The following is a 21,582-nucleotide window of genomic DNA, read 5'->3' as shown; positions in this document are numbered from 1 at the left end:
GATTGGGCAATAGCGTTTAAAGAAGGTACTGTTAAACATGTGCTATTTATTGCTGAAACAAAAGGCTCAATGTCTACTATGCAGCTCAAAAAGATTGAAGAAGCTAAGATTGAATGTGCTAAAAAGTTCTTTAAGCGATTAGAGGAAGAAGTAAAGTCTAATGATGAAGCTGAGAAAGTTAAATTCAATATGGTTGCCAGCTATGGTGATTTATTAAAAGTAGTAGATCAGTATTAGATGATACTTGCTAGCTGTTATAGTGGAGACGATAACCATGTTCTTAAGGATGCTCAATTTAGTGAGTATCCTAAGAATGTTCATAATATTTTTTTAGTAGCAAAGAGTATTTATTTATATTCTTGTGATGTGCTGGATATGAAAACAGAAGTTAGCACAATACTAGAAGCCAAAAGTACTTTTGATCACAGGGTCTTACAAGATGCTCATGACACCATGGCGGCCTATTATAGATTTAGCTATGATGATGGTGATCAACTAGATCTAATTGACCCTGTTCTAACTAAAGAAGAACAATACCAGTTAAATTGGAACTTATGGTTTGATAACGAACTTAAACGAATAATGGGGATTAACTCACAATTAGTTTGCTGTGTTATTGAAGCGATAGCATTCGAGAATACAGAGCGAGGTTATAATGCAGAGGATAAAATTATAGAAATCCTATCCTCCATCTTCTCAATTGGCCAATAAGTTTTCCTTAAGAGATAAAGCTAGTGCTTCTAACGCAATTTTGCGCTCTTCAAAGTAATCGTACTTATCATAAATACCTTCTACCCCTTTTAACTTATGATTTAAGCATCTCTCGGCTACATAGCCGGGGGTGCCTTGCTGTGCTAGTAAAGTACGACAGGTGCGGCGTAAGTCATGAACAGTAAAGTGAGGCATATCCCCCATTAAGTTTGGTGGCTGTTTCTTTTTACCTGGCTCATGGCCAAATAACTTAGTGATAGCGCGATTAAGCGTATCAGGCCCCATATGTGGATTTTTACTAGCGCGACGGCTAGGGAATACATAGTCAGAACCACAACTTCTCATTTTTAGCTCTTCAAACCACTGTATTACTGGTGGGGCCAAAGGAATACTAAGACCTACATTGGTTTTACTGCGCTCTTTGGGCAGCTCCCACACCGCTTTTTCTAAATCAAATTCTTCCCACTTTGCCTCGCATAATTCAGACTTACGCACCCCTAAACATACTAATAAAGTACAGGCTAAGTAGTTGTCACGAGTGAAGCTCATTGGATTTTTTTTGGCGGTATCAAAAAATTGCTTAAGTTCGCTGGTGGTTAATGCTCTGTCTTTACTTTTTTCTACACCGCCTGCGTCACGCACTGTAAATGCAGAGGCTGGGTTTCCTGCTATTAGGTCTAGTTTTATTGCATGGTTAAACAATTGCTTACAATAGCCAAGTGCATCGTTTGCAATTGTAGGTTTACCTGCGGTTGTTATGGCATTAATAGTGGTGCGTATATCACGTGCGCTTATTTGTTCGAGCTTTATATCACCAATTACCGGAGCAATATCTTTAGTGTAAACGCGCTTTGGGATCTCAGGGTATTTTAAACGCTTTACTAAGGTGGGATACCAGTCATTAAATAAGTCATTAACTGTTTTAATGCTTTCTTGCTCGGCGCGCTTACGTTGTATTAATGGGTCAAAACCATCGCGCACTTGTTTCATTTTAGTGGCGGCTTCAAGACGGGCGTTTGCCAGGGTTAGATCTTTTACTTTAGCTAACGTCATTTCGCGGCGTTTTTTACTTGAGGTAAAACGCAGCATCCAACTAGCCGTGCCTGAAGACGGAACCACCAAGTACAAACCATCACCGTCAGCATAGCGTTGTGTTTTATTGCCACCTGTTTTTATAAGTGACTCTACTTTTTTTACCGTTAGTTTAGCCATAATCCACCTTTAACAGCCATGATACCGATGGGTAAGATTTTACCCACCACTTAGGTTTTAAGTAAGTGTACCATACCCACCATATTAACCACCACTTGGTGGTGGTTTTATGTGGAAGTTAATGGACTTGTGTAGAGTTTGATTTAGTTAAGTTGTTGGTTTTTAGTCTCTTTAAATCTTACTGAGACTCGCATGGAACTTATTCAATATTCTGAATTTGCTCGCGCATCTGCTCAACTTAAACTTTCAATTCAACCCCAGATGCGGTGACATCAGTGCTGATTGATTTTGATGCTAACGTGTTAGCTTCACGGTTGAATTCTTGCATCATGAAATCGAGTTTGCGACCACATGCGCCGCCTTTTTTCATGATGTTGGTGGCTTCTTTAACGTGAGAATCAAGGCGGTCGAGCTCTTCTGCAACGTCTGATTTTTGCGCTAGTACGATTAACTCTTGCTCTACACGTGAGCTGTCGAGTTCGATTTTAGCTTCTTCAAACTTGTTTAATAGGCGATCGCGTTGCCATTGCATGATTTCAGGCATGCGAGCACGAACTTTAGAGGCTTGTTCGGTGATGGCAGTAAGGCGCTGCTCGATAAGGGCTTTCATGTTGTCGCCTTCACGGCCACGAGCATCAATGAAGTCATCCATGGCTTCTTCAAATGCGCTTAGTAATTCTTTTTGGATGTTATCCATATCTTGCTCTGGTGCTTCCATTACGCCCGGCCAGTTCATCACTTGGAAAGGGTTAAGGCGAGAATTTTCACCAGTAAGAAACATCACTTGTTTGGCTGCTTGAATGACTTGCTTAGCCAGATCTTCATTAATGTTGAGATCGCTTTGAGCTTTTGAGTTAGCTTCAAAACGTAGATGACATTCAACTTTGCCGCGTGCTAAACGCTTACGAAAGCGCTCACGTAAAATTGGCTCTAGTCCACGGAACTGTTCTGGTAGGCGAAAGTAAGTTTCAAGGTAACGTTGGTTTACACTGCGGATTTCCCACACAGCGTTGCCCCAATCTGATTTGATTTCTTTGCGGGCATAAGCGGTCATGCTGTAGATCATTGGATTTTCCTGATGCAAGAATAAGGGTGATTTTCTGTCGAGCATGGTAGCACAAGTCACTGCATAAATGAGTAGGTAAGCAACGGCAAGATCGCTTTTTGACGTTAAGATCTATATAATCCTCGCCCAATTATGTCCTCAATTAGGTATCTATTTATGACTTCTACAACTCGCCCGAATGACCGCGCTGCCGATCAAGTTCGTCCAATTAAGATGACTCGTAACTATACGGCTTATGCTGAAGGGTCTGTATTGGTAGAATTTGGTAATACTAAAGTTCTGTGTAATGCCAGTGTAGAAGATAAAGTACCCGGTTGGTTGAAAGGTAAAGGACAAGGTTGGGTAACTGCGGAATATGGCATGCTGCCACGTGCGACTCATACTCGTAATCGCCGTGAAGCATCGAGTGGTAAGCAAGGTGGTCGCACCATGGAAATTCAACGCCTTATTGCTCGTAGCTTACGCGCTGTTGTCGATTTAAAAGTATTAGGGGAAATCATGATCACGGTTGATTGTGATGTGATTCAAGCCGATGGTGGCACACGTACAGCATCTATTTCTGGTGCGAGTGTTGCGCTAGCAGATGCGATTCAATCATTGATGGCGTCTGGTAAATTAAAGAAAAACCCAATGAAAGGTCATGTGGCTGCGGTTTCTGTTGGTATTCTTGGTGAGCATGCGTTGTGTGATTTGGAATATGTGGAAGATTCAGCCGCCGATACCGACATGAATGTAGTGATGACCGAAGAAGGTAAGATGATTGAAGTTCAAGGCACCGCAGAAGGCGAAGCGTTCTCTCGTGCTGAGTTAAATCAGTTGTTAGATTTAGCCGAGAAAGGCATCAAGGATATTATCGCAGTGCAAAAAGCGACCTTGGCAGAATAAATTATTTATAGCTCCTGATTTAGGGGCTATTTTTTTATGCTCGTTATACTTGATGCTACCGCTTTGTTGGTTGCGTTCGTTCACCTTAATCAGTTGGGCCAGCTAAGCTCATAGGGATTCACGAACTTACCGCCTCACTGTAGTACCAATTATTTAGAGCATAGTGACAGAAAGAAAAGAGAGAGATCATGAAAGCATATCAACGTGAATTTATTGAGTTTGCCCTTGAGAAACAAGTTCTTAAGTTTGGTGAGTTTACTTTAAAATCTGGCCGTACTAGCCCTTACTTTTTTAATGCGGGTTTATTTAACACTGGCCGTGACTTAGCTCGCTTAGGTCGTTTTTATGCAGCAGCATTAGCGGAATCAGGTATTGAGTTTGATGTGTTGTTTGGCCCGGCTTACAAAGGCATTCCTATCGCGACAACCACAGCCGTTGCTTTAGCGGATCATCATGATATTGATACGCCTTATTGCTTTAACCGTAAAGAAGCGAAAGATCACGGTGAAGGTGGTAATTTAGTAGGAAATCCATTGGAAGGCCGCATTATGCTGGTGGACGATGTGATCACTGCTGGTACCGCGATTCGTGAATCGATGGAAATCATTAAAGCCAATGGCGCAGATTTGGCGGGTGTTTTAGTGGCCATCGATCGCCAAGAAAAAGGCAAAGGTGAATTATCCGCTATTCAAGAAGTGGAGCGTGATTTTGGCTGCTCGGTTATTTCTATTATCTGTTTAGGCGATCTTGTGACTTACCTTGAAGAACAAGGAAATAGCGTAGAGCAGTTAGAATCAGTGAAGGCTTACCGTGCACAATACGGTATTTAGTTACTTTAAATCCGATTCAAAATATTAAAGACTAAACCTCGCCATTTCTGTTGGAATGACGAGGTTTTCTTTTGAATTGAACATATTTTCGTAAACTATTTTATACGCAGTAAATTATCTTGATTTTTGAGTGGTATTTGACCTGTTATAGTTGGTTTTTTGAATTTATAGGTCGATTTATCTAGTCCAAGTGGTAAGTTGTCGTAAATAATTTTGGACGGTAAATGTAGATGAGTAACTCAAAGGTTCTAGGCAGTACTTTGATTATCGCGGGCACCACGATTGGTGCGGGGATGTTGGCGTTACCTATCGCGTCGGCGGGATTAGGTTTTATGACTTCATTGGCGATTATGGTCGTGATGTGGGCATTAATGGCGTATACCGCTTTATTGATGTTGGAATTGCATCAACATGCTGATCATGATGCCACCTTACATACATTGGCTAAGCAGTTTTTAGGTGATAAAGGAAAGTGGATCGCGACCTTTGCGATGTTATTTTTATTTTATGCACTATGCGCAGCTTATATTGCGGGCGGCGGTGGGCAGTTTAACGATAAGTTGCATAGCTGGTTTGAGCTCGATGTTTCCAATGGTGTTGGTACGCTTATCTTTACCATGCTGATCGCGGCGATTGTGACTTTTGGTACTTCCTCAGTCGATAAAGTTAATCGTGTACTTTTCACTTGTAAATTAATCGCGATGGCGGTGATGCTTTTCTTCTTAACGCCAAATATTCAAGCAGTTCATCTGATTAATATGCCATTAGAAAAAGGCTTAATTATCGCAGCGCTGCCTGTTATTTTTACCTCTTTTGGTTTTCACGGCAGTATTCCTGCTGTCGTTCGATATTTAGATTTAGATATGAAAGCGCTGAAAAAAGTGATGGTGCTGGGGTCGCTACTGCCTTTGGTTATTTATATCCTATGGCAGTTAGCTACTTTAGGTGTTGTCGATCAAGCAAGTCTTTCTCAAGCCGGAGATGTGAGCGCATTAGTCGGCACCTTATCGCAAGTTATTCATAGTTCTGCCATCTCGCAAGTGGTATCGATATTTGCTGACCTTGCTTTGATTACTTCTTTCTTAGGCGTGAGTTTAGGATTGTTTGAGTTTCTGGGAGATAGCTTAAATAAGAGCCAAAGCAAAGGGGGGCGAGTTGGTATCGCCTTGGTGACGTTTGTTCCACCATTGTGTTTTGCTTTATTTTACCCACAAGGTTTTATTATGGCATTAGGTTATGCCGCGATTGCTTTAGCTATTCTTGCTATTTTACTGCCTGTTGCGATGGTGAAGCGCTCGCGTGAAATCCACCTCAATACTCAAGGTTTTACCGTTGCTGGTGGTGATGCGGCTTTGATGTTGGTTTTAGTCTCAGGTGTGATGATCATTGGTGTGCAAGTATTGATTAGCATTGGTATGTTGCCAGCGATCGGATAAAAATATATTCGTCTTACGCAAGAGACAAAAATAAAGCCACTGAATCTGCATTCAGTGGCTTTGTCTTTTTAGGTTGTGTAACGTGCTAGTTATTAACTATTAACTATTAACTATTAACTATTAACTATTAACTATTAACGAGTACCGTAAACTACGATGGTTTTACCATGCGCAGAAATTAGATTTTGCTCTTCTAGCATTTTCAAGATACGGCCAACGGTTTCACGTGAGCAACCAACAATCTGGCCAATTTCTTGGCGTGTGATCTTGATTTGCATGCCATCTGGGTGAGTCATAGCATCAGGTTGTTTAGCTAGATTTAGTAGCGTTTGTGCGATACGACCTGTTACGTCTAGGAATGCTAAGTCACCTACTTTTTGGCTGGTGATTTGTAGACGAGTTGCCATTTGAGCGGAAAGACGCATCAAAATATCTGGGTTAACTTGGATAAGTTGACGGAACTTCTTGAATGAAATTTCAGCCACTTCACAAGGAGATTTAGCACGAACCCAAGCGGTACGCTCTTGATCTTCTTCGAATAGACCTAATTCACCAATAAAATCACCTTGGTTCAAATAAGACAGGATCATTTCCTTGCCTTCTTCATCCTTGATTAATACGGCTACAGACCCTTTTACGATGTAGTATAAAGTTTCTGCTTTTTCGCCTGCATGGATCAAAGTACTTTTTGAAGGGTACTTATGAATATGACAATGCGATAGAAACCACTCTAAGGTTGGGTCAGTTTGAGGTTTACCTAGAACCATAATTTGTTACTTCCTCTGCAAGGCTTGCTCAGTTTTGAGTCATTAATCCTGAGACCGGCTAAACTGGTCAAATAGAATAGGTGTTAATCTTTTTCGCTGCAAGTGCTCTTGCAGTCTCGAATGCAAATACTACCTCTTTCTATCAGAAACTTCTTGATTTTGATCGGACTAGAGGCTGAATTACTCGGGTAAAACGTGCCCAAAGTCACAGACTTAACAGTAAGGTGAAATAGATCACTGTTTTAGCCAATTTTCCCCGTTTCTATTAATTGCTGCAGAAGCGGTTGGATGATCAATTCCATCGCAAAACTCATTTTTCCACCAGGAACAACCAGCGTGTTATGGCGAGACATAAATGAGCCTTCTATCATGGCAAGTAGATAAGGGAAGTCGACATTTTTAATTCCCCTTAATCGGATCACCACAAAACTTTCATCGAGACTTGGAATGCCTTTGGCGTTGAGTGGGTTGGAGGTATCTACTGTTGGTACGCGCTGGAAATTGATGTGAGTTCGAGAAAATTGTGGTGTGATGTAATTGAGGTAATCATCCATTGACCGAACAATTGAATCCATTACGGCCTCTCGCGAATGGCCGCGATCGCGAGTGTCTCGCACAAATTTTTGAATCCATTCTAAGTTCACGATCGGCACCATACCAATCAAGAAATCAACATGTTGCGAGGCGTTGATGGCATCATCGACCACGCCGCCATGCAATCCTTCATAAAACAGCACATCGGTGTTATCTGCTAAATCTTGCCAAGGAGTAAAGGTTCCTGGCATTTGATTGTAGGGAACAGCCTCATCAAAACTGTGTAGATAACGGCGAATTTTCCCTGTGCCGTCTTGACCATACTGTTTGAAGAATTTGGCCAGTGCTGGGAAGTTATTCGCTTCTGGGCCGAAGTAACTAATATGTTTGCCTTGTTCGCGTGCTTTACGAATTGCCACATCCATTTCTGGGCGAGTGTAACGATGGAAGCTATCACCTTCAACCCAAGACGCTTTGATGTTCATCATGTTGAACATTTTACGAAAGGTTTCAGAGGTAGTCGTAGTTCCTGCACCGGAAGAGCCGGTGACTGCGATAATTGGGTGTTTTGCCGACATAATAATCCTTTATTTTATAACGTAATGAACACGCCATTTTTTTCTAAACCCTCAAGAAGTCTAGAAATGCGCCTGCGGAAATAGATGTTAGGGAGCTAATTTAATGATTCGATGGCTGTTTTAATGAATCAATAGCTTTGATGTCTACACTTTCATGCAATTCTGAAAAGACAATCGCGACTTTTCCTGATTTTAATTGACGCTGTACTTGAGTTATTTTTTGCTCAAGTGAATAATCTTGTTCGCCATAATCGGTTCCTTCACGAAGAATAAATTCTTTGATCAGGTTTTCCAGCGTTTCTGGATCAATTTGTTGCCAAGGAATGATCATAATATTTTTACTACTTATTATCTGTGATGGTTTACGTGTGCTGAGATTAATTGTTATTTTGAAAAAAGAGGGTGCATAAATGTTCAGCTTTAAGCTGTTGGCAATACTGATGACTTAATGGCGAGTCTTGCTCAGTTCGAGGCCTAACGATAAGAGAATTGATGCATTTAACCAGATCACCTTGTTGTTGATGTTCAAGTTGTAATTCAAACTTTAAGCTATCTCGGTACAGTGTATCTGGCAAGTGAGATTTATATTGTCGGCGTAGATCGCGAAATTGAGTCAATAAAACCTCACTGCATTGTAATGCTTGTTGTAATTGATGCTGATCAGCCGATGCTAACGTGATTTGGTATTCGTCTAACAAAATAAGCAACAAGATAAGATTTACATTACCTTGGTGGTTATTTTGTAATTGTAAGCATGCCTCTTTTACGCCTTGCGTGTGGTAGTGCTGCAAACTAAATTGCCACAACCGTTCACGGGTGAGGGGAAACAAAGAAGGCGTAGGCATCTAATCGGTTAACTCCTCAAGCTCTTCTTGCAGTGCCATCCATTCCATTTCAACATTTTCAAGCTGAGATTTACTCGTCGCTTGTTGGTTGAGTACTTGGGTAAGTTTAGCCTTATTTTCGTCTTGATAGAGGGATACATCCCCTAATTGCTCCTCAGCTTGGGCAAGATCTTGGCTCAGCGTGTCCATTTGGCTTTCAAGTTGGGTGACCTTCTTGCGTAATGGCGCGGTTTGTTTACGACGCTCTGCTTCAAGGCGTTTTTGTTCTTTTCGATTGGCGGCGCTATTGGTACTTGGGCTCTCGTTACTTTCACCTTGTGCCTCTTTTTTATCTTGTTTTTGCTGGTCAGTGAGCCATTTATAGTAATCACCAAGGTCACCATCAAATGGTACCACTTGCTGCGCATCAACCAGGTAAAGATCATCGGTAGTCGCACGTAATAAATAACGGTCGTGACTGACAATGACCATTGCACCTTCAAAGGTTTGTAGCGCCATGGTCAGCGCTTGACGCATGTCTAAATCAAGGTGGTTGGTTGGCTCATCGAGTAATAATAGGTTCGGTTTTTGCCACACTAACAAGGCTAATACTAAACGCGCTTTTTCACCGCCAGAGAAGGGCGCGACTTTATCTAATGCTTTTTCTCCTTGGAAACCGAAGCTGCCAAGGTAATCTCGCAATTGTTGTTCGGTTTGATTGGTGGCAATTTGCATTAGATGCTGCAGTGGGGTTTCTTCTGGATGCAGCGTTTCTAGTTGGTGCTGAGCAAAATAACCAATTTTTACACCTTGAGAATAGGTGAGGTCACCGCCTTGTGGATTGAGCTCACCTGACAGTAATTTGATCAAAGTCGATTTACCTGCACCGTTACGTCCGAGCAAGCCAATGCGGCTGCCAGGGACTAGATTTAAACGGATTTTATCTAGGATCAAACGGTCGCCATATCCAGCAGAAACATCGTCCATCATCATGATCGGATTGGGTAGAGCGGCCGGCTCACGAAATTCAAAATTAAACGGATTATCAAATTGCGCGGGCAGAACTTTTTCCATTTTCTCTAACGCTTTAATGCGGCTTTGTGCCTGACGAGCTTTAGAGGCTTTATAGCGAAAACGGTCGATGTAGCTTTGCATGTGCGACATTTGTTTTTGCTGTTTGGAGTACATGGCTTGTTGCTGCATCAACTTTTGAGCGCGCTGGGTTTCAAAGGAAGAATAGTTACCGGTGTATTCATTTAGAGCTTGATTTTCAACATGGATGATTCGACCGACAATCGGATCTAAAAAGTCCCGATCATGCGAGATCAAAATCAAGGTGCCAGGATAATTCTGTAGCCATTTTTCAAGCCACAATACGGCATCTAAATCTAAGTGGTTGGTTGGCTCATCAAGTAAAAGTAAATCAGAACGACATAGTAGGGCTTGGGCAAGGTTTAAACGCATGCGCCAACCACCGGAAAATTGAGTTAGGCTCCATTGCATTTGCTCTTGGCTAAAGCCTAAACCATTCAGTAGTTCAGCCGCTCGAGCATTAATGGTATAGCCACCCACAATATCGATTTTACTATGTAATTCTGCAACTAATGTGCCGTTGTCGGCTTGTTCTGCTTTCACTAATTGTTGTTCTAAATGTCGAAACTCTTTATCGCCATCAATGACATAGTCGATTGCCGCTCGATCTAATGCTGGCGTTTCTTGTGCTACCCAAACGAGTTCCCAGTGAGCGGGCATCTGAAAATTACCAGCATCAATGGAGAGTTCATCTTTAAGCAGAGCAAACAGCGTTGATTTACCACAGCCATTTTTACCCACTAAACCGACTTTATCGCCGGGATGAATAGTCGCAGACGCTTGGTCTAATAATGGTTTGCCGCCGCGCAGCAATTGAATGTCTGAAAATATAATCATAGGATTGTGGTCTGACTTTTACTCTAGATAATTGAATGCATAAACGAAATGAAACCGCAGAGAATAGTAGGCGTTTCATGATTAGATGTCGATAATTATACTATTAACCGGTCCTTGGAATGCTTTTAACTAAGCTACTTCATTCTTTTAGCACTTAACTTCGTTAAAATTTACGCAACAGATTCGCTATTGCGTCATAATTTTGACTCGTTATATAGCTAAAGTTCCAACGTTGTTTTGTCGATTATGAAAATGGACTTTACATTAATCACTTGTGAATTTTTTTATTCGGAGTTTAGATTATTTAAGATAATATGATAAGCGCCAATATAAACCGTTATACTTATTTCACTTGCGGTTAAAAAATCGGCGAGTATATAAAGGGAGTGATGGATGACTGACACTACGGATTGTTTTCAATCTACACCGCTTCAATCTACATCTTGCGAACCCGAGCAAGAGTCAAATCAACCGAGTCTTCCTCGGGTTTTAGTTATTTTTGCCCATCCCGATCCCGATGACTCTGTTGCCAATCAGATATTACTCAAAGCAATTCAAGATATTCCCCATGTTCGAGTGCATGATTTGTATGCACGCTACCCTGACTTTTTTATTGATATTGCGGCTGAACATCGTTTATTGCTTGAGCATGATGTGATCGTATTTCAGCATCCTCTGTTTATGTACTCTTGTCCTGCATTAATGAAAGAGTGGATGGATTCGGTGCTTGGTAAAGGATTTGCTTTTGGTGAAGGACGGGCATTAGCGGGGAAATCTTGGCGAAGTATTATTACTACCGGTGGCTCCAAAGAAGCCTTCTCCGCTAGAGGTTATAACCAATACCCATTAGAGCAAATACTGCAACCTTTTGAATTAACCGCAAAATTATGTCAAATGAATTGGCTTGAGCCTTTTGTATTGTATTGGGCAAGGAATGTGGATCATGCAACTCGATTGCAGTATGCACAAATGTACCGCCAATGGCTCATGAATCCAATTTGATGAGTTGAGGATTAATAAGGAGTATCAATGGCATCATCGACCTTTGATTTATTAGAAGGCAGTGTGGTTTTTTTATCGGCTGCGGTTATTGCTGTGCCTTTAGCTCAACGCTTTGGTTTAGGGTCGGTACTCGGCTATTTAATCGCGGGCATTGCGATTGGTCCGTGGGGATTAGGGCTGATTAGTGATGTTGATAGCGTGATGCATTTTTCTGAATTTGGCGTAGTGCTCTTGTTATTTTTAATTGGCCTAGAGCTTAATCCTAAAAAGTTATGGCAAATGCGTACTCCCATCCTAGGTTTAGGGGGCGCACAAGTACTGGTAACAACGTTAGTATTATCGGTCATCGCTCATCAACTTAGTATCAGTTGGCAAAATAGCTTGGTGATAGGGATGGGGCTTGCGCTCTCTTCTACTGCGATTGCATTGCGGGTGATTGATGAGCAAGACTTAGGTGGTACTGAAACGGGGCAATCTGGCTTCGCGATTTTACTTTTTCAAGATATTGCTGTGATCCCTATGTTGGCGATGCTGCCTTTGTTGGCTGGTAATGTCGGTGGTGATTGGCTCGATGCGGTATGGATGATTGGTGGTGTAGTCGGTTTATTAGTCGGTGGGCATTATCTATTACGTCCGATATTTCGATTTGTGGTGATGACCCGAGTGAGAGAGTTATTCACTGTTGCTGCATTGCTACTGGTAATCGGTATTTCTGTCATCATGGAGAAATTGGGTTTATCAATGGCGCTCGGCACCTTTTTGGCTGGAGTCTTATTGGCCGAAAGTGAATATCGCCATGAGTTAGAAAGTGCCATTGAGCCCTTTAAAGGCTTATTGTTAGGTTTGTTTTTTATGTCGGTTGGCATGGCCGTCAATTTAGATTTATTAGGGCTTTATCCGATAAAAATTGTGCTGGCAGTTGTGGCTTTGGTGAGTATCAAAGCATTATTGATTTATGGCTTGGCACGTTTAATGGGTACTCGAGCCAAAGCGCGTAGCAGAATGGCTGCTATTCTTAGCCAAGGTGGTGAGTTCGCCTTTGTTCTCTTTACTGCCGCGCAAGGTCAAGGCTTATTAGGGCCAGAGTTAAGCTCATTTTTATTGGTGGTGGTGAGCCTCTCTATGATGACAACGCCGTTGATTTTATTAGCCCAACAAAAATGGTTTACCCGCACTATTAATTTAAATGAAGATATGCCATCGGATGTAGTGAATGAAGAGCCTAGAGTTATCGTGGCTGGGTTTGGACGTTTTGGGCAAGTCGTCGGGCGTTTACTGTATGCGAATAAAATACGTTTAACGGTGCTGGAAAACGATCCTAGTCAGATCCAAGTGTTACGTAAGTTTGGTTATAAAGTGTATTATGGCGATGCCACTCAGCTGGACTTGTTGCGCGCGGCTGGAGCTGAGGACGCTGAAGCGATTGCGATTTGTACTGACTCACCCGACGAAGTGCTTAAAGTCGCTGAGTTGTGTAAGCAGCACTTTCCTAATTTAAAAGTATTGGCTCGAGCTCGAAGTAGGACAGAAGCCTATCAATTACTGAATATTGGCGTAACGTTATTTTCGCGTGAAACTTTCCTTGGTGCTCTGGATTTAGGGCGGCAAGTGCTTACTGAGCTTGGTATGCATCCTTATCAAGCGAAACGAGCAGAAGCGCATTTTAAAAAATTGGATACCACCATGTTGAAAGAGTTATTACCTCAGCATAGTGAAGATAAAGACATCGGCTTACGGGCCAAAGAGGCGCGTAAAGAACTGGAAGAAATCTTTGATCGAGAGATGGAAAGCGACCGTAAAACTCAAAATCATTGGGATTAAATTATATTTAGGAATAACAATGACAAGTAAAAAAAGATTTATTGCTGGTGCGAAATGCCCAACATGTAAAGAGTCCGATAGCTTACGAGTATGGGAAGAAAACAATATTGAAATGGTCGAATGTGTTGAATGTGACTATTTAGAACAACAAACATCAGAGGCGGTGGAGCAATCGGCTTACCCTTCGGAACAAATGATTGGAATTTTTAAGCCTGAATGATTGAAATTTGCCAGCATTATCCCCATTATTTGTCTCATAACGGTTAGGTGCCCATTTATTTTTATACCTAATCTAAGCCTGGAGTGAATATGAATATTGAAAAAAACGTTGTTGTTAGCCTTGCTTACAAAGTAACAACAGAAGATGGTGTTGTTGTTGATCAATCAACAGTTGAAGCGCCATTAGATTATCTGCATGGTAATAACAACCTAATTTCTGGTCTAGAGAATGCTTTGGATGGCAAAGTTCAAGGTGACAAATTTAATATTGTTATCGCTCCTGACGATGCTTATGGCGAACACAATGAAGGTTTAGTTCAACGTGTTCCTGCGAATGTTTTTCATGGTGTGGATGAAATTGAAGTTGGTATGCGCTTTTTAGCCGATACCGATCAAGGTCAAATACCAGTAGAGATTACTGAAGTGGATGGTGATGAAGTGGTGGTTGATGGAAACCACATGCTTGCGGGTCAAACTCTGACGTTTGATGTTGAAGTTATCGCATTGCGCGCTGCATCAGAAGAAGAAATCTCACATGGCCATGTGCATCAAGCTGGCCACGACCATGATCATGATGGTGACTGTTGTGGTCATGATCATGAAGAAGAAAAAAAAGAAGGTTGTGATAGTAATGGCGGTTGTGGCTGCTCTCACTAATTTTCAATAGATAATCAAAAAGCGCTAACCAATTGGTCTAGCGCTTTTTTGTAATGACTGATTAGTAATGAGGTGGCGGTGTTTCCTCTGATGGATCGGCGAGATTAGAGGTATCTAAGTTTTTTACCTTACCAACAACATATTTCATTTGATCTTGCATGCGAGTGATCAACAGCTGTTGTTGACTGAGGGCATCGTTGAGTTCGTTAATCGTTTGTTCTTGGAAGGCGAGTTGGCACTCTAAATCGTCAATGCGTTGCTTTAGTTGATGGTCAGTCGTATGTGAGGTCATGATATTCCTATACAAGGTGAAACAGACAGTCATTCGATTATACATACATTAACTGATAATCATGATCTTATTGTTGTGAGATTATAGCTTTGTCTCTGCGAGTGTCCTCTAATAATGGGTGAGCTTTGATCATCTATTTGTCAGGATTGTGTTGTAATTATGACTGTTTAATGTCTTGATTAATCTGATTAAGATAAATTGCAGTACATTGATGAACTTTCATCAGAAAAGATGGTCTGCTAACAGAGGCCATTAAAAAATAAGTAAAAATATAACCTGTGGTGTCGTGTTCATCTCAGAGTATGTGGTTACAATTTATAATTAATTTTTAAATGATAATGATGATGGGCTTCCATCACGCTGGAGAATTTAATGAAACCGATTTTTAAAGTATCACTGCTAGCAGCAACTGTATTACTCGCTGTAGGTTGCCAAAAAGACGATGCTAAAGATGCATCAGAAACTGCACCAAAAGTCGAACAAGCACAATCTTCGGCTTCTCCTGCAATGGATCAATACAAAACTGACGATGAAAAAGCAGCTTATGCCATTGGTACTTCTTTCGCTAACTATCTAAGTACAAGTATTGAAAAGCCAGCTGAAATCGGTATTAAATTAGATAAAGATATCGTCCTGAAAGGTATCGAAGATTCGTTTGCTAAAAAATCGGGTATGACAGAAGAAGATACTAAAGCGGTACTGCAAAACCTAGACAAGCGTGTACAAGAAAAGATGCAAGAAAAAGCAAAAGAGAAATCAGCTGCAGCGCAAAAAGAAGGCTCTGATTTCCGCGCTAAATTTGCCAAAGAAGACGGCGTACAATCAACAGAGTCCGGTATTCTTTATAAAGTAGAGAAAGAAGGTACGGGTATCACTCCAAAAGCAACAGACACTGTTGTTGTTAATTACGAAGGTAAACTTATCGATGGTACTAAATTCGATAGTTCATACGATCGTAAAGAGCCTGCTACTTTCCCATTAAATCGTGTCATTCCTGGTTGGACTGAAGCGGTTCAATTGATGAAAGTTGGGTCTAAATACCAAGTTGTCATTCCACCTGAGCTAGCATACGGTGAGCAAGATACACCAACGATCCCTGCTAACTCTACCTTAGTCTTTGAAATTGAATTAATGTCAGTGAAAGCGGATGCTGCGCCACAAGCGCCAGTACAAAAATAATGTAATTTAATCTCTAACCCATTCTTGGGAAAGCGATAAATATTATTGATAGTACAAAAAAGACCTATTGCGATAGGTCTTTTTTTATCTGATTTTTGTGATTAGTTGCGAGTAAACTTGCTTTAAATCATCATATCGAACAGCCAATAATGCCAAATTAAAATTTTCTGATAAACTTACGCCAATTTGTTTAATTTATAAAATTTGATTGAGGTGTGTGTGGAGAACTCTGAAGCAGTCCATTCTGAAGCGTTACTAGAAATTGAATCGGTCCATGCAAAACCATTTTCGGAATACGATAAGATCATTTTAAGTTCTTATGAAGCGGTCGTAGATGGCCTTGCCAGTTTGATTGGTAGCTATTGTGAGATAGTGTTGCACTCGTTAGAAGATTTAAATACTTCTGCGATTAAAATAGCCAATGGGGAGAATACAGGTCGAAAAGTCGGCTCTCCTATTACGGTTCTTGCATTGAAAATGCTAAAAGATATTGAAGGGTCAGAACGTAATTTTTCGCGTTCTTATTTTACTCGCGCCAAAGGTGGCGTGTTGATGAAATCGATTACCATCGCAATTCGAAATGGTGAGCTGCGAGTGATAGGGCTTTTATGTATCAATATTAATTTAGATGCGCCTTTTTCTGACGTGCTACATGCTTTTATGCCAACCGCTGAGGCAGAAGAAGCTGCATTGTCAGTCAACTTTGCCAGTGATGTTGAAGAGCTGGTGGATCAAACGGTTGAACGTACTATTGAAGAAATTAACACCGATAAATCAGTGTCTAACAATACAAAAAATAGGCAAATTGTGATGGATCTCTACGATAAAGGTATCTTTGATATTAAAGATGCAATTAACCGTGTTGCCGACCGATTGAACATCTCAAAACATACGGTTTATCTTTATATTCGCCAACGTAAGATTGAGGATGGAGAGAAATGAGTTTTCAGCCTTTAACTTACTCTTTGCTCGTTAATGGCTCAGTTTATGGTAGTCAGTCAGCTCGTCATGCATATCGTTTTGCTTGTGCGTTAATAGAAAAAGGGCATACATTGGTGAGCGTATTTTTTTATCAAGACGGTGTCTATAATGCGTCCAACTTGACGCTGCCGGCGAATGATGAATTTGATTTACACAAAGCTTGGAAAACCATCGCTACGCAACATAATGTACGTCTAGAGTCCTGTGTGGCAGCATCTTTACGTCGTGGCATCGTTGATAATCATGAGGCGACTACTCATCAATTATTGGCTTCAAATGTTTCCCAAGAATTTGAACTGGCAGGGCTCGGTGGTTTAGCTGAGGCTATGCTAACTCAAAATAGAGTGGTGCAATTTTAATGAAACTAGGCTTTGTATTTCGATCATTTCCTCATTCCACTGCGAAAGGTCGTGAAGGACTGGATGCATTACTAGCAACGTCAGTATACAGTGAAAATATTGATGTGTTCTTTATCGGGGCAGGCGTCACTCAATTGCTATCGAACCAAGATCCAGAGCAAGTATTATCCAGAGATTATACCGCTGCTTTTAAATTGTTAGAATTGTATGATATTGAAAATATCTATGTTTGTGAGTTGTCACTAGATCATTATAAAATAACGCCTTCAGCACTGATGGTCCCAGTTATTCCGCTGGATTCACGGGATTTAAATAATAAGATACATCAATGCAATAAACTTCTTAGTTTTTGATCTTAAAAACCATTAAATCGATAGGTAAAAAGATGCTTCATATCGTGAAAAATAAACCCGCCTTAGAGCAAGCTCGTCTGTTTTTCTTATCTGGCGATGCCATTTTACTGATTGAAGATGCGGTTTATATCGGAATTGAACAAATAAACAGCCAAGAAGCGAAAAAAGATCCAGAAGATCATTATCTTTATCTTAAGGAAGATATTAAAGCGAGAGGTTTATCTAATCTAGTGAATATTGGCGCTCAATCAATTGATTATAATGAGTTTGTTGCTCTAACGGAAAAGCATGAACAATCGTTAACGTGGGAATAAAAACCCTGGATAACGGTTTAATTGCTTCTGAATAAAAAAAATACTCCTCACAAAATTGTATATTTCTTGACACACAGACCTTTGATGCATAAAATTTTGCGTCCCTATTTCTTACTATAAGAATTATAGCGAGAAGTTAGGGGTAGATTTTTCACAAGCTTATTTTCGTAAATCAGGAGCTATTTAATGGCAACTATTAACCAGTTGGTACGCAAGCCACGTGTAAAGCAAGTTGTTAAAAGCAACGTGCCTGCGCTAGAAGCGTGTCCACAAAAACGTGGTGTATGTACTCGCGTATATACTACTACTCCAAAAAAACCGAACTCAGCATTACGTAAAGTTTGTCGTGTTCGTCTAACTAACGGCTTTGAAGTTACTTCATACATCGGCGGTGAAGGTCATAACCTTCAAGAGCACAGTGTTGTTCTTATCCGTGGTGGTCGTGTTAAAGATTTACCAGGTGTGCGTTATCACACCGTCCGCGGCGCGCTTGACTGTGCTGGCGTAAACGGCCGTAAACAAAGCCGTTCTAAGTATGGTGTTAAACGTCCTAAGTCTTAATCTTTCTTTATAGACAAGAAAGCGTTAAGTAAGGCCAAACACTAAAATAATATATTTTGTTGAAAAAACTGAAAAGTTTTGGATAACCTGAAGAAGACAACGGAGAAACATCCATGCCACGTCGTCGCGTAATAGGCCAGCGTAAGATCCTTCCAGATCCTAAATTCAAATCTGAATTGCTGGCAAAATTTGTAAACATCCTTATGGTTGATGGTAAAAAATCAACTGCAGAGAAAATCGTTTACACTGCATTAGATACAATGGCTGAGAAATCTGGTAAAGATCACTTAGCTGTATTCGAAGAAGCTCTTGAAAATATTCGTCCAACGGTGGAAGTTAAATCTCGCCGTGTGGGTGGTTCAACTTACCAAGTGCCTGTAGAAGTTCGTCCGGTTCGCCGTAACGCTCTTGCTATGCGCTGGATGGTTGAAGCTGCGCGTAAGCGTGGTGAAAAATCTATGGCAATGCGCCTAGCTGCTGAAATGCTAGATGCGTCAGAAAACAAAGGTACTGCTGTTAAGAAACGTGAAGACGTTCACCGCATGGCAGATGCGAACAAAGCGTTCGCACACTACCGCTGGTAATAAACTCTTTGCTTGCAAAGAGGCCGCGTTAGTTCGACCTTCTGTGCTGCGAGTTTTCTCGCAGCACTTTTTACTATATTAAGTGACCAAAAATTACTTTGAATTGTGCTTGTAAAGGCAATGCACCCTAAATTCTAATTTCTATAAAATATTATCGATCTTAAATCAGTGATTTATAGAAATTGGTATTAGCTAAGAGGATACAACTGTGGCTCGTAAAACTCCTATAGAGCGTTACCGTAATATTGGTATTTGTGCGCACGTAGATGCAGGTAAAACAACCACAACTGAACGTATTCTATTCTATACTGGTCTTTCACATAAAATTGGTGAAGTACACGATGGTGCTGCAACCATGGACTGGATGGAACAAGAGCAAGAGCGTGGAATTACTATCACATCTGCTGCAACAACAACTTTCTGGCGTGGTATGAATGCTCAATTTGATGACCATCGCATCAATATTATCGATACTCCTGGGCACGTAGATTTTACTATTGAAGTTGAGCGTTCATTACGAGTTCTCGATGGTGCTGTCGTTGTTTTTTGTGGCTCATCGGGTGTAGAACCCCAGTCAGAAACTGTATGGCGTCAAGCAGATAAATATCATGTGCCACGTATTGTATTCGTGAATAAAATGGATCGGACAGGCGCTGATTTTTTACGTGTCATTAAGCAGATTGAAAATCGTCTAGGAGCGACTCCAGTTCCTATTCAGTTAAATATTGGCGCAGAAGAAGAGTTTCGAGGCATTGTCGATCTTATTAAAATGAAGGCAATTAATTGGAATGATGCAGATCAAGGCATGACTTTTAGTTATGAAGATATCCCTGCTGACATGCAAGAATTAGCTGAAGAGTGGCGTAGTAATTTAATTGAAGCGGCAGCAGAAGCATCCGAAGAGTTAATGGATAAATACCTTGAAGGCGAAGAGTTAACTGAAGCTGAAATCAAGCAAGGTCTTCGAACTCGAACATTGAATAATGAGATTGTCCTTGCAACTTGTGGATCAGCTTTCAAAAATAAAGGTGTACAAGCGGTTTTAGATGCAGTGGTTGACTACTTACCATCCCCAATTGATGTTCCTGCAATAAAAGGAATTGATGAGAATGAAAATGAAGTTGAACGTCATGCCGATGATAAAGAACCTTTCGCTGCTTTAGCATTTAAAATTGCTACGGACCCATTCGTAGGGACACTTACTTTTATACGAGTGTACTCGGGTGTCGTGAATACGGGGGATAGCGTTTATAACTCTGTGAAGCAAAAACGTGAGCGTTTGGGGCGTATTGTTCAAATGCATTCAAATAAGCGCGAAGAAGTGAAGCAAGTTTTAGCGGGAGATATAGCAGCGGCTATCGGTCTTAAAGATGTGACAACAGGTGACACGCTTTGTGATCAAAACCATAAGGTTATTTTAGAGCGTATGGAATTCCCTCAACCCGTCATTCAGATCGTTGTTGAACCTCGTTCACAAGCGGATCAAGATAAAATGGCCATCGCTCTAGGGAAATTAGCAGCTGAGGATCCATCATTCCGTGTTGAAACTGATCATGAGACGGGACAAACTCTGATTTCTGGTATGGGTGAGCTACACTTAGATATTATTGTTGACCGCATGAAACGCGAATTCAGTGTTAACTGTAATGTCGGTCTGCCTCAAGTGGCTTATCGTGAAACTATCCGTGGTAAAACAGAAGTTGAAGGTAAATTCATTCGTCAATCAGGTGGCCGCGGTCAATATGGCCATGTATGGTTAAAGTTAGAACCATCTGAGCCGGGTGAAGGCTTTGTTTTTGTAGACGAAATAGTAGGTGGTGTAGTTCCTCATGAATACATCACTTCAGTAGCAAAAGGTATTGAAGAGCAAATGAATAATGGCGTGCTTGCCGGTTATCCTGTTATGGATGTCAAGGCGACGTTATTCGATGGTTCATATCATGATGTAGACTCAAATGAAATGGCGTTTAAAATTGCCGGCTCAATGGCTTTCAAGAACGGTGCTCTGCAAGCGCAACCTGTGCTTTTAGAACCAATGATGAAAGTTGAAGTAACTACCCCAGAAGATTGGATGGGGGATGTGGTTGGTGATATTAATCGTCGCCGCGGCATCATTGAAGGAATGGATGAAGGCAATGCTGGTTTGAAAATTATTCGAGCTCAAATTCCTCTGTCTGTTATGTTTGGTTACGCAACTGACTTACGTTCTGCAACTCAAGGTCGAGCTTCATATTCAATGGAATTTTCTGAATATGCAGAAGTACCGAAAAATGTAGCTGATGCAATCATTGCAGAACGTGGTTAATAACTTTATTAAGCTATGGCTTGATGATACCGATTGTTTATTGACCATTTTGGTAAAGAAGCAATTGACTGATTAAGTAATGAATTTATTGCGCTGACGAAAGTTGGCGCATAAAATGACAAATTCTGGCGCGTTTTGATCTTTTTAATCAAAGCGAATCATAACTAGGAAGGAACACGATTG

The 21,582-nt window shown here is 41.0% G+C and carries 25 protein-coding genes; 17 read left to right on the top strand and 8 right to left on the bottom strand.

The genetic code is table 11. The features are described 5' to 3' along the window. Window positions 1-237, top strand: a 237-nt coding sequence (locus FH976_RS12760) for a restriction endonuclease (RefSeq protein ID WP_228767438.1), incomplete at its 5' end; no start/stop codon positions are given. Continuing rightward, on the top strand, window positions 238-711 hold the full coding sequence (locus tag FH976_RS12755) for a hypothetical protein (protein WP_194091227.1): 474 nt from the start codon (window positions 238-240) through the stop codon (window positions 709-711). It abuts the gene before it with no gap. On the opposite strand, the gene FH976_RS12750 is transcribed toward FH976_RS12755, so the two are convergent. After that, complete coding sequence (locus FH976_RS12750; protein ID WP_194091226.1) at window positions 697-1,923, bottom strand: tyrosine-type recombinase/integrase; 1,227 nt, start codon at window positions 1,921-1,923, stop codon at window positions 697-699. The genes FH976_RS12755 and FH976_RS12750 overlap by 15 nt on opposite strands. 238 nt (window positions 1,924-2,161) lie before the next feature. Beyond that, complete coding sequence (locus FH976_RS12745) at window positions 2,162-2,989, bottom strand: YicC/YloC family endoribonuclease (protein ID WP_194091225.1); 828 nt, start codon at window positions 2,987-2,989, stop codon at window positions 2,162-2,164. A 156-nt stretch (window positions 2,990-3,145) separates the two neighbouring features. Between FH976_RS12745 and rph the strand changes: the two genes are divergently transcribed. From rph to FH976_RS12730, 3 genes are all read left to right on the top strand, one after another. Next, on the top strand, window positions 3,146-3,874 hold the full coding sequence (rph, locus tag FH976_RS12740; RefSeq protein WP_194091224.1) for a ribonuclease PH: 729 nt from the start codon (window positions 3,146-3,148) through the stop codon (window positions 3,872-3,874). A gap of 188 nt (window positions 3,875-4,062) precedes the next feature. After that, entirely contained in the window at window positions 4,063-4,704 is a 642-nt protein-coding gene (pyrE, locus tag FH976_RS12735) for an orotate phosphoribosyltransferase (protein WP_194091223.1), read from the top strand. A 230-nt stretch (window positions 4,705-4,934) separates the two neighbouring features. Further along, on the top strand, window positions 4,935-6,140 hold the full coding sequence (locus FH976_RS12730; protein WP_194091222.1) for an aromatic amino acid transport family protein: 1,206 nt from the start codon (window positions 4,935-4,937) through the stop codon (window positions 6,138-6,140). 134 nt (window positions 6,141-6,274) lie between these two features. On the opposite strand, the gene crp is transcribed toward FH976_RS12730, so the two are convergent. The 5 genes from crp to FH976_RS12705 form a co-directional block, all read right to left on the bottom strand. After that, window positions 6,275-6,907, bottom strand: coding sequence for a cAMP-activated global transcriptional regulator CRP (gene crp / locus FH976_RS12725; protein WP_153447942.1), 633 nt, complete (start codon window positions 6,905-6,907; stop codon window positions 6,275-6,277). 242 nt (window positions 6,908-7,149) lie between these two features. Beyond that, entirely contained in the window at window positions 7,150-8,019 is an 870-nt protein-coding gene (locus tag FH976_RS12720) for a phosphoribulokinase (protein ID WP_194091221.1), read from the bottom strand. Between the two features lie 100 nt (window positions 8,020-8,119). Further along, window positions 8,120-8,350, bottom strand: a complete 231-nt coding sequence (locus tag FH976_RS12715) for a YheU family protein (RefSeq protein WP_194091220.1) — start codon at window positions 8,348-8,350, stop codon at window positions 8,120-8,122. A gap of 46 nt (window positions 8,351-8,396) precedes the next feature. Then, complete coding sequence (locus FH976_RS12710; protein WP_194091219.1) at window positions 8,397-8,864, bottom strand: TIGR02444 family protein; 468 nt, start codon at window positions 8,862-8,864, stop codon at window positions 8,397-8,399. Then, entirely contained in the window at window positions 8,865-10,772 is a 1,908-nt protein-coding gene (locus FH976_RS12705; protein ID WP_194091218.1) for an ABC transporter ATP-binding protein, read from the bottom strand. It abuts the gene before it with no gap. Window positions 10,773-11,165: 393 nt separating this feature from the next. Between FH976_RS12705 and kefG the strand changes: the two genes are divergently transcribed. The 4 genes from kefG to slyD all read left to right on the top strand — a co-directional run bounded on the left by kefG (window position 11,166) and on the right by slyD (window position 14,471). Beyond that, window positions 11,166-11,774: a glutathione-regulated potassium-efflux system ancillary protein KefG gene (gene kefG / locus FH976_RS12700; protein WP_194091217.1), complete on the top strand. Its 609-nt coding sequence runs from the start codon at window positions 11,166-11,168 to the stop codon at window positions 11,772-11,774. Window positions 11,775-11,801: 27 nt separating this feature from the next. Then, the gene (kefB, locus tag FH976_RS12695; RefSeq protein ID WP_194091216.1) at window positions 11,802-13,595 is read left to right on the top strand and encodes a glutathione-regulated potassium-efflux system protein KefB; all 1,794 of its coding nucleotides are present in this window, start codon (window positions 11,802-11,804) and stop codon (window positions 13,593-13,595) included. Window positions 13,596-13,614: 19 nt separating this feature from the next. Beyond that, on the top strand, window positions 13,615-13,815 hold the full coding sequence (locus FH976_RS12690; protein ID WP_194091215.1) for a YheV family putative zinc ribbon protein: 201 nt from the start codon (window positions 13,615-13,617) through the stop codon (window positions 13,813-13,815). Window positions 13,816-13,904: 89 nt separating this feature from the next. Continuing rightward, window positions 13,905-14,471 (top strand): peptidylprolyl isomerase, encoded by a 567-nt coding sequence (gene slyD / locus FH976_RS12685; RefSeq protein ID WP_194091214.1) that lies wholly within the window; start codon window positions 13,905-13,907, stop codon window positions 14,469-14,471. 61 nt (window positions 14,472-14,532) lie between these two features. On the opposite strand, the gene FH976_RS12680 is transcribed toward slyD, so the two are convergent. After that, window positions 14,533-14,763 (bottom strand): SlyX family protein, encoded by a 231-nt coding sequence (locus FH976_RS12680; RefSeq protein ID WP_194091213.1) that lies wholly within the window; start codon window positions 14,761-14,763, stop codon window positions 14,533-14,535. 372 nt (window positions 14,764-15,135) lie between these two features. Here FH976_RS12680 and fkpA point away from each other — a divergent pair, with 372 nt between their 5' ends. The 8 genes from fkpA to fusA all read left to right on the top strand — a co-directional run bounded on the left by fkpA (window position 15,136) and on the right by fusA (window position 21,399). Continuing rightward, a complete protein-coding gene (gene fkpA, locus FH976_RS12675; protein ID WP_194091212.1) occupies window positions 15,136-15,942 on the top strand; it encodes an FKBP-type peptidyl-prolyl cis-trans isomerase in 807 nt (268 codons plus the stop codon). A gap of 219 nt (window positions 15,943-16,161) precedes the next feature. Next, window positions 16,162-16,884, top strand: coding sequence for a helix-turn-helix transcriptional regulator (locus FH976_RS12670; RefSeq protein ID WP_194091211.1), 723 nt, complete (start codon window positions 16,162-16,164; stop codon window positions 16,882-16,884). Next, window positions 16,881-17,282, top strand: a complete 402-nt coding sequence (gene tusD, locus FH976_RS12665; protein ID WP_194091210.1) for a sulfurtransferase complex subunit TusD — start codon at window positions 16,881-16,883, stop codon at window positions 17,280-17,282. Before FH976_RS12670 ends, tusD begins: the two co-directional genes overlap by 4 nt. Further along, complete coding sequence (tusC, locus tag FH976_RS12660) at window positions 17,282-17,635, top strand: sulfurtransferase complex subunit TusC (protein ID WP_194091209.1); 354 nt, start codon at window positions 17,282-17,284, stop codon at window positions 17,633-17,635. Before tusD ends, tusC begins: the two co-directional genes overlap by 1 nt. A gap of 32 nt (window positions 17,636-17,667) precedes the next feature. After that, a complete protein-coding gene (gene tusB / locus FH976_RS12655) occupies window positions 17,668-17,949 on the top strand; it encodes a sulfurtransferase complex subunit TusB (RefSeq protein WP_194091208.1) in 282 nt (93 codons plus the stop codon). A gap of 186 nt (window positions 17,950-18,135) precedes the next feature. Then, window positions 18,136-18,510, top strand: a complete 375-nt coding sequence (rpsL, locus tag FH976_RS12650; RefSeq protein ID WP_190331112.1) for a 30S ribosomal protein S12 — start codon at window positions 18,136-18,138, stop codon at window positions 18,508-18,510. Window positions 18,511-18,623: 113 nt separating this feature from the next. Further along, complete coding sequence (gene rpsG / locus FH976_RS12645) at window positions 18,624-19,094, top strand: 30S ribosomal protein S7 (protein ID WP_194091207.1); 471 nt, start codon at window positions 18,624-18,626, stop codon at window positions 19,092-19,094. A 208-nt stretch (window positions 19,095-19,302) separates the two neighbouring features. Next, a complete protein-coding gene (gene fusA, locus FH976_RS12640; RefSeq protein ID WP_194091206.1) occupies window positions 19,303-21,399 on the top strand; it encodes an elongation factor G in 2,097 nt (698 codons plus the stop codon). Window positions 21,400-21,582 lie beyond the last annotated feature (183 nt).

This window comes from Vibrio hibernica, from assembly GCF_015223435.1.
GTDB classification, from domain to species: Bacteria; Pseudomonadota; Gammaproteobacteria; order Enterobacterales; family Vibrionaceae; genus Vibrio; species Vibrio hibernica.
This window is presented reverse-complemented; position numbering and strand designations above follow the sequence as displayed.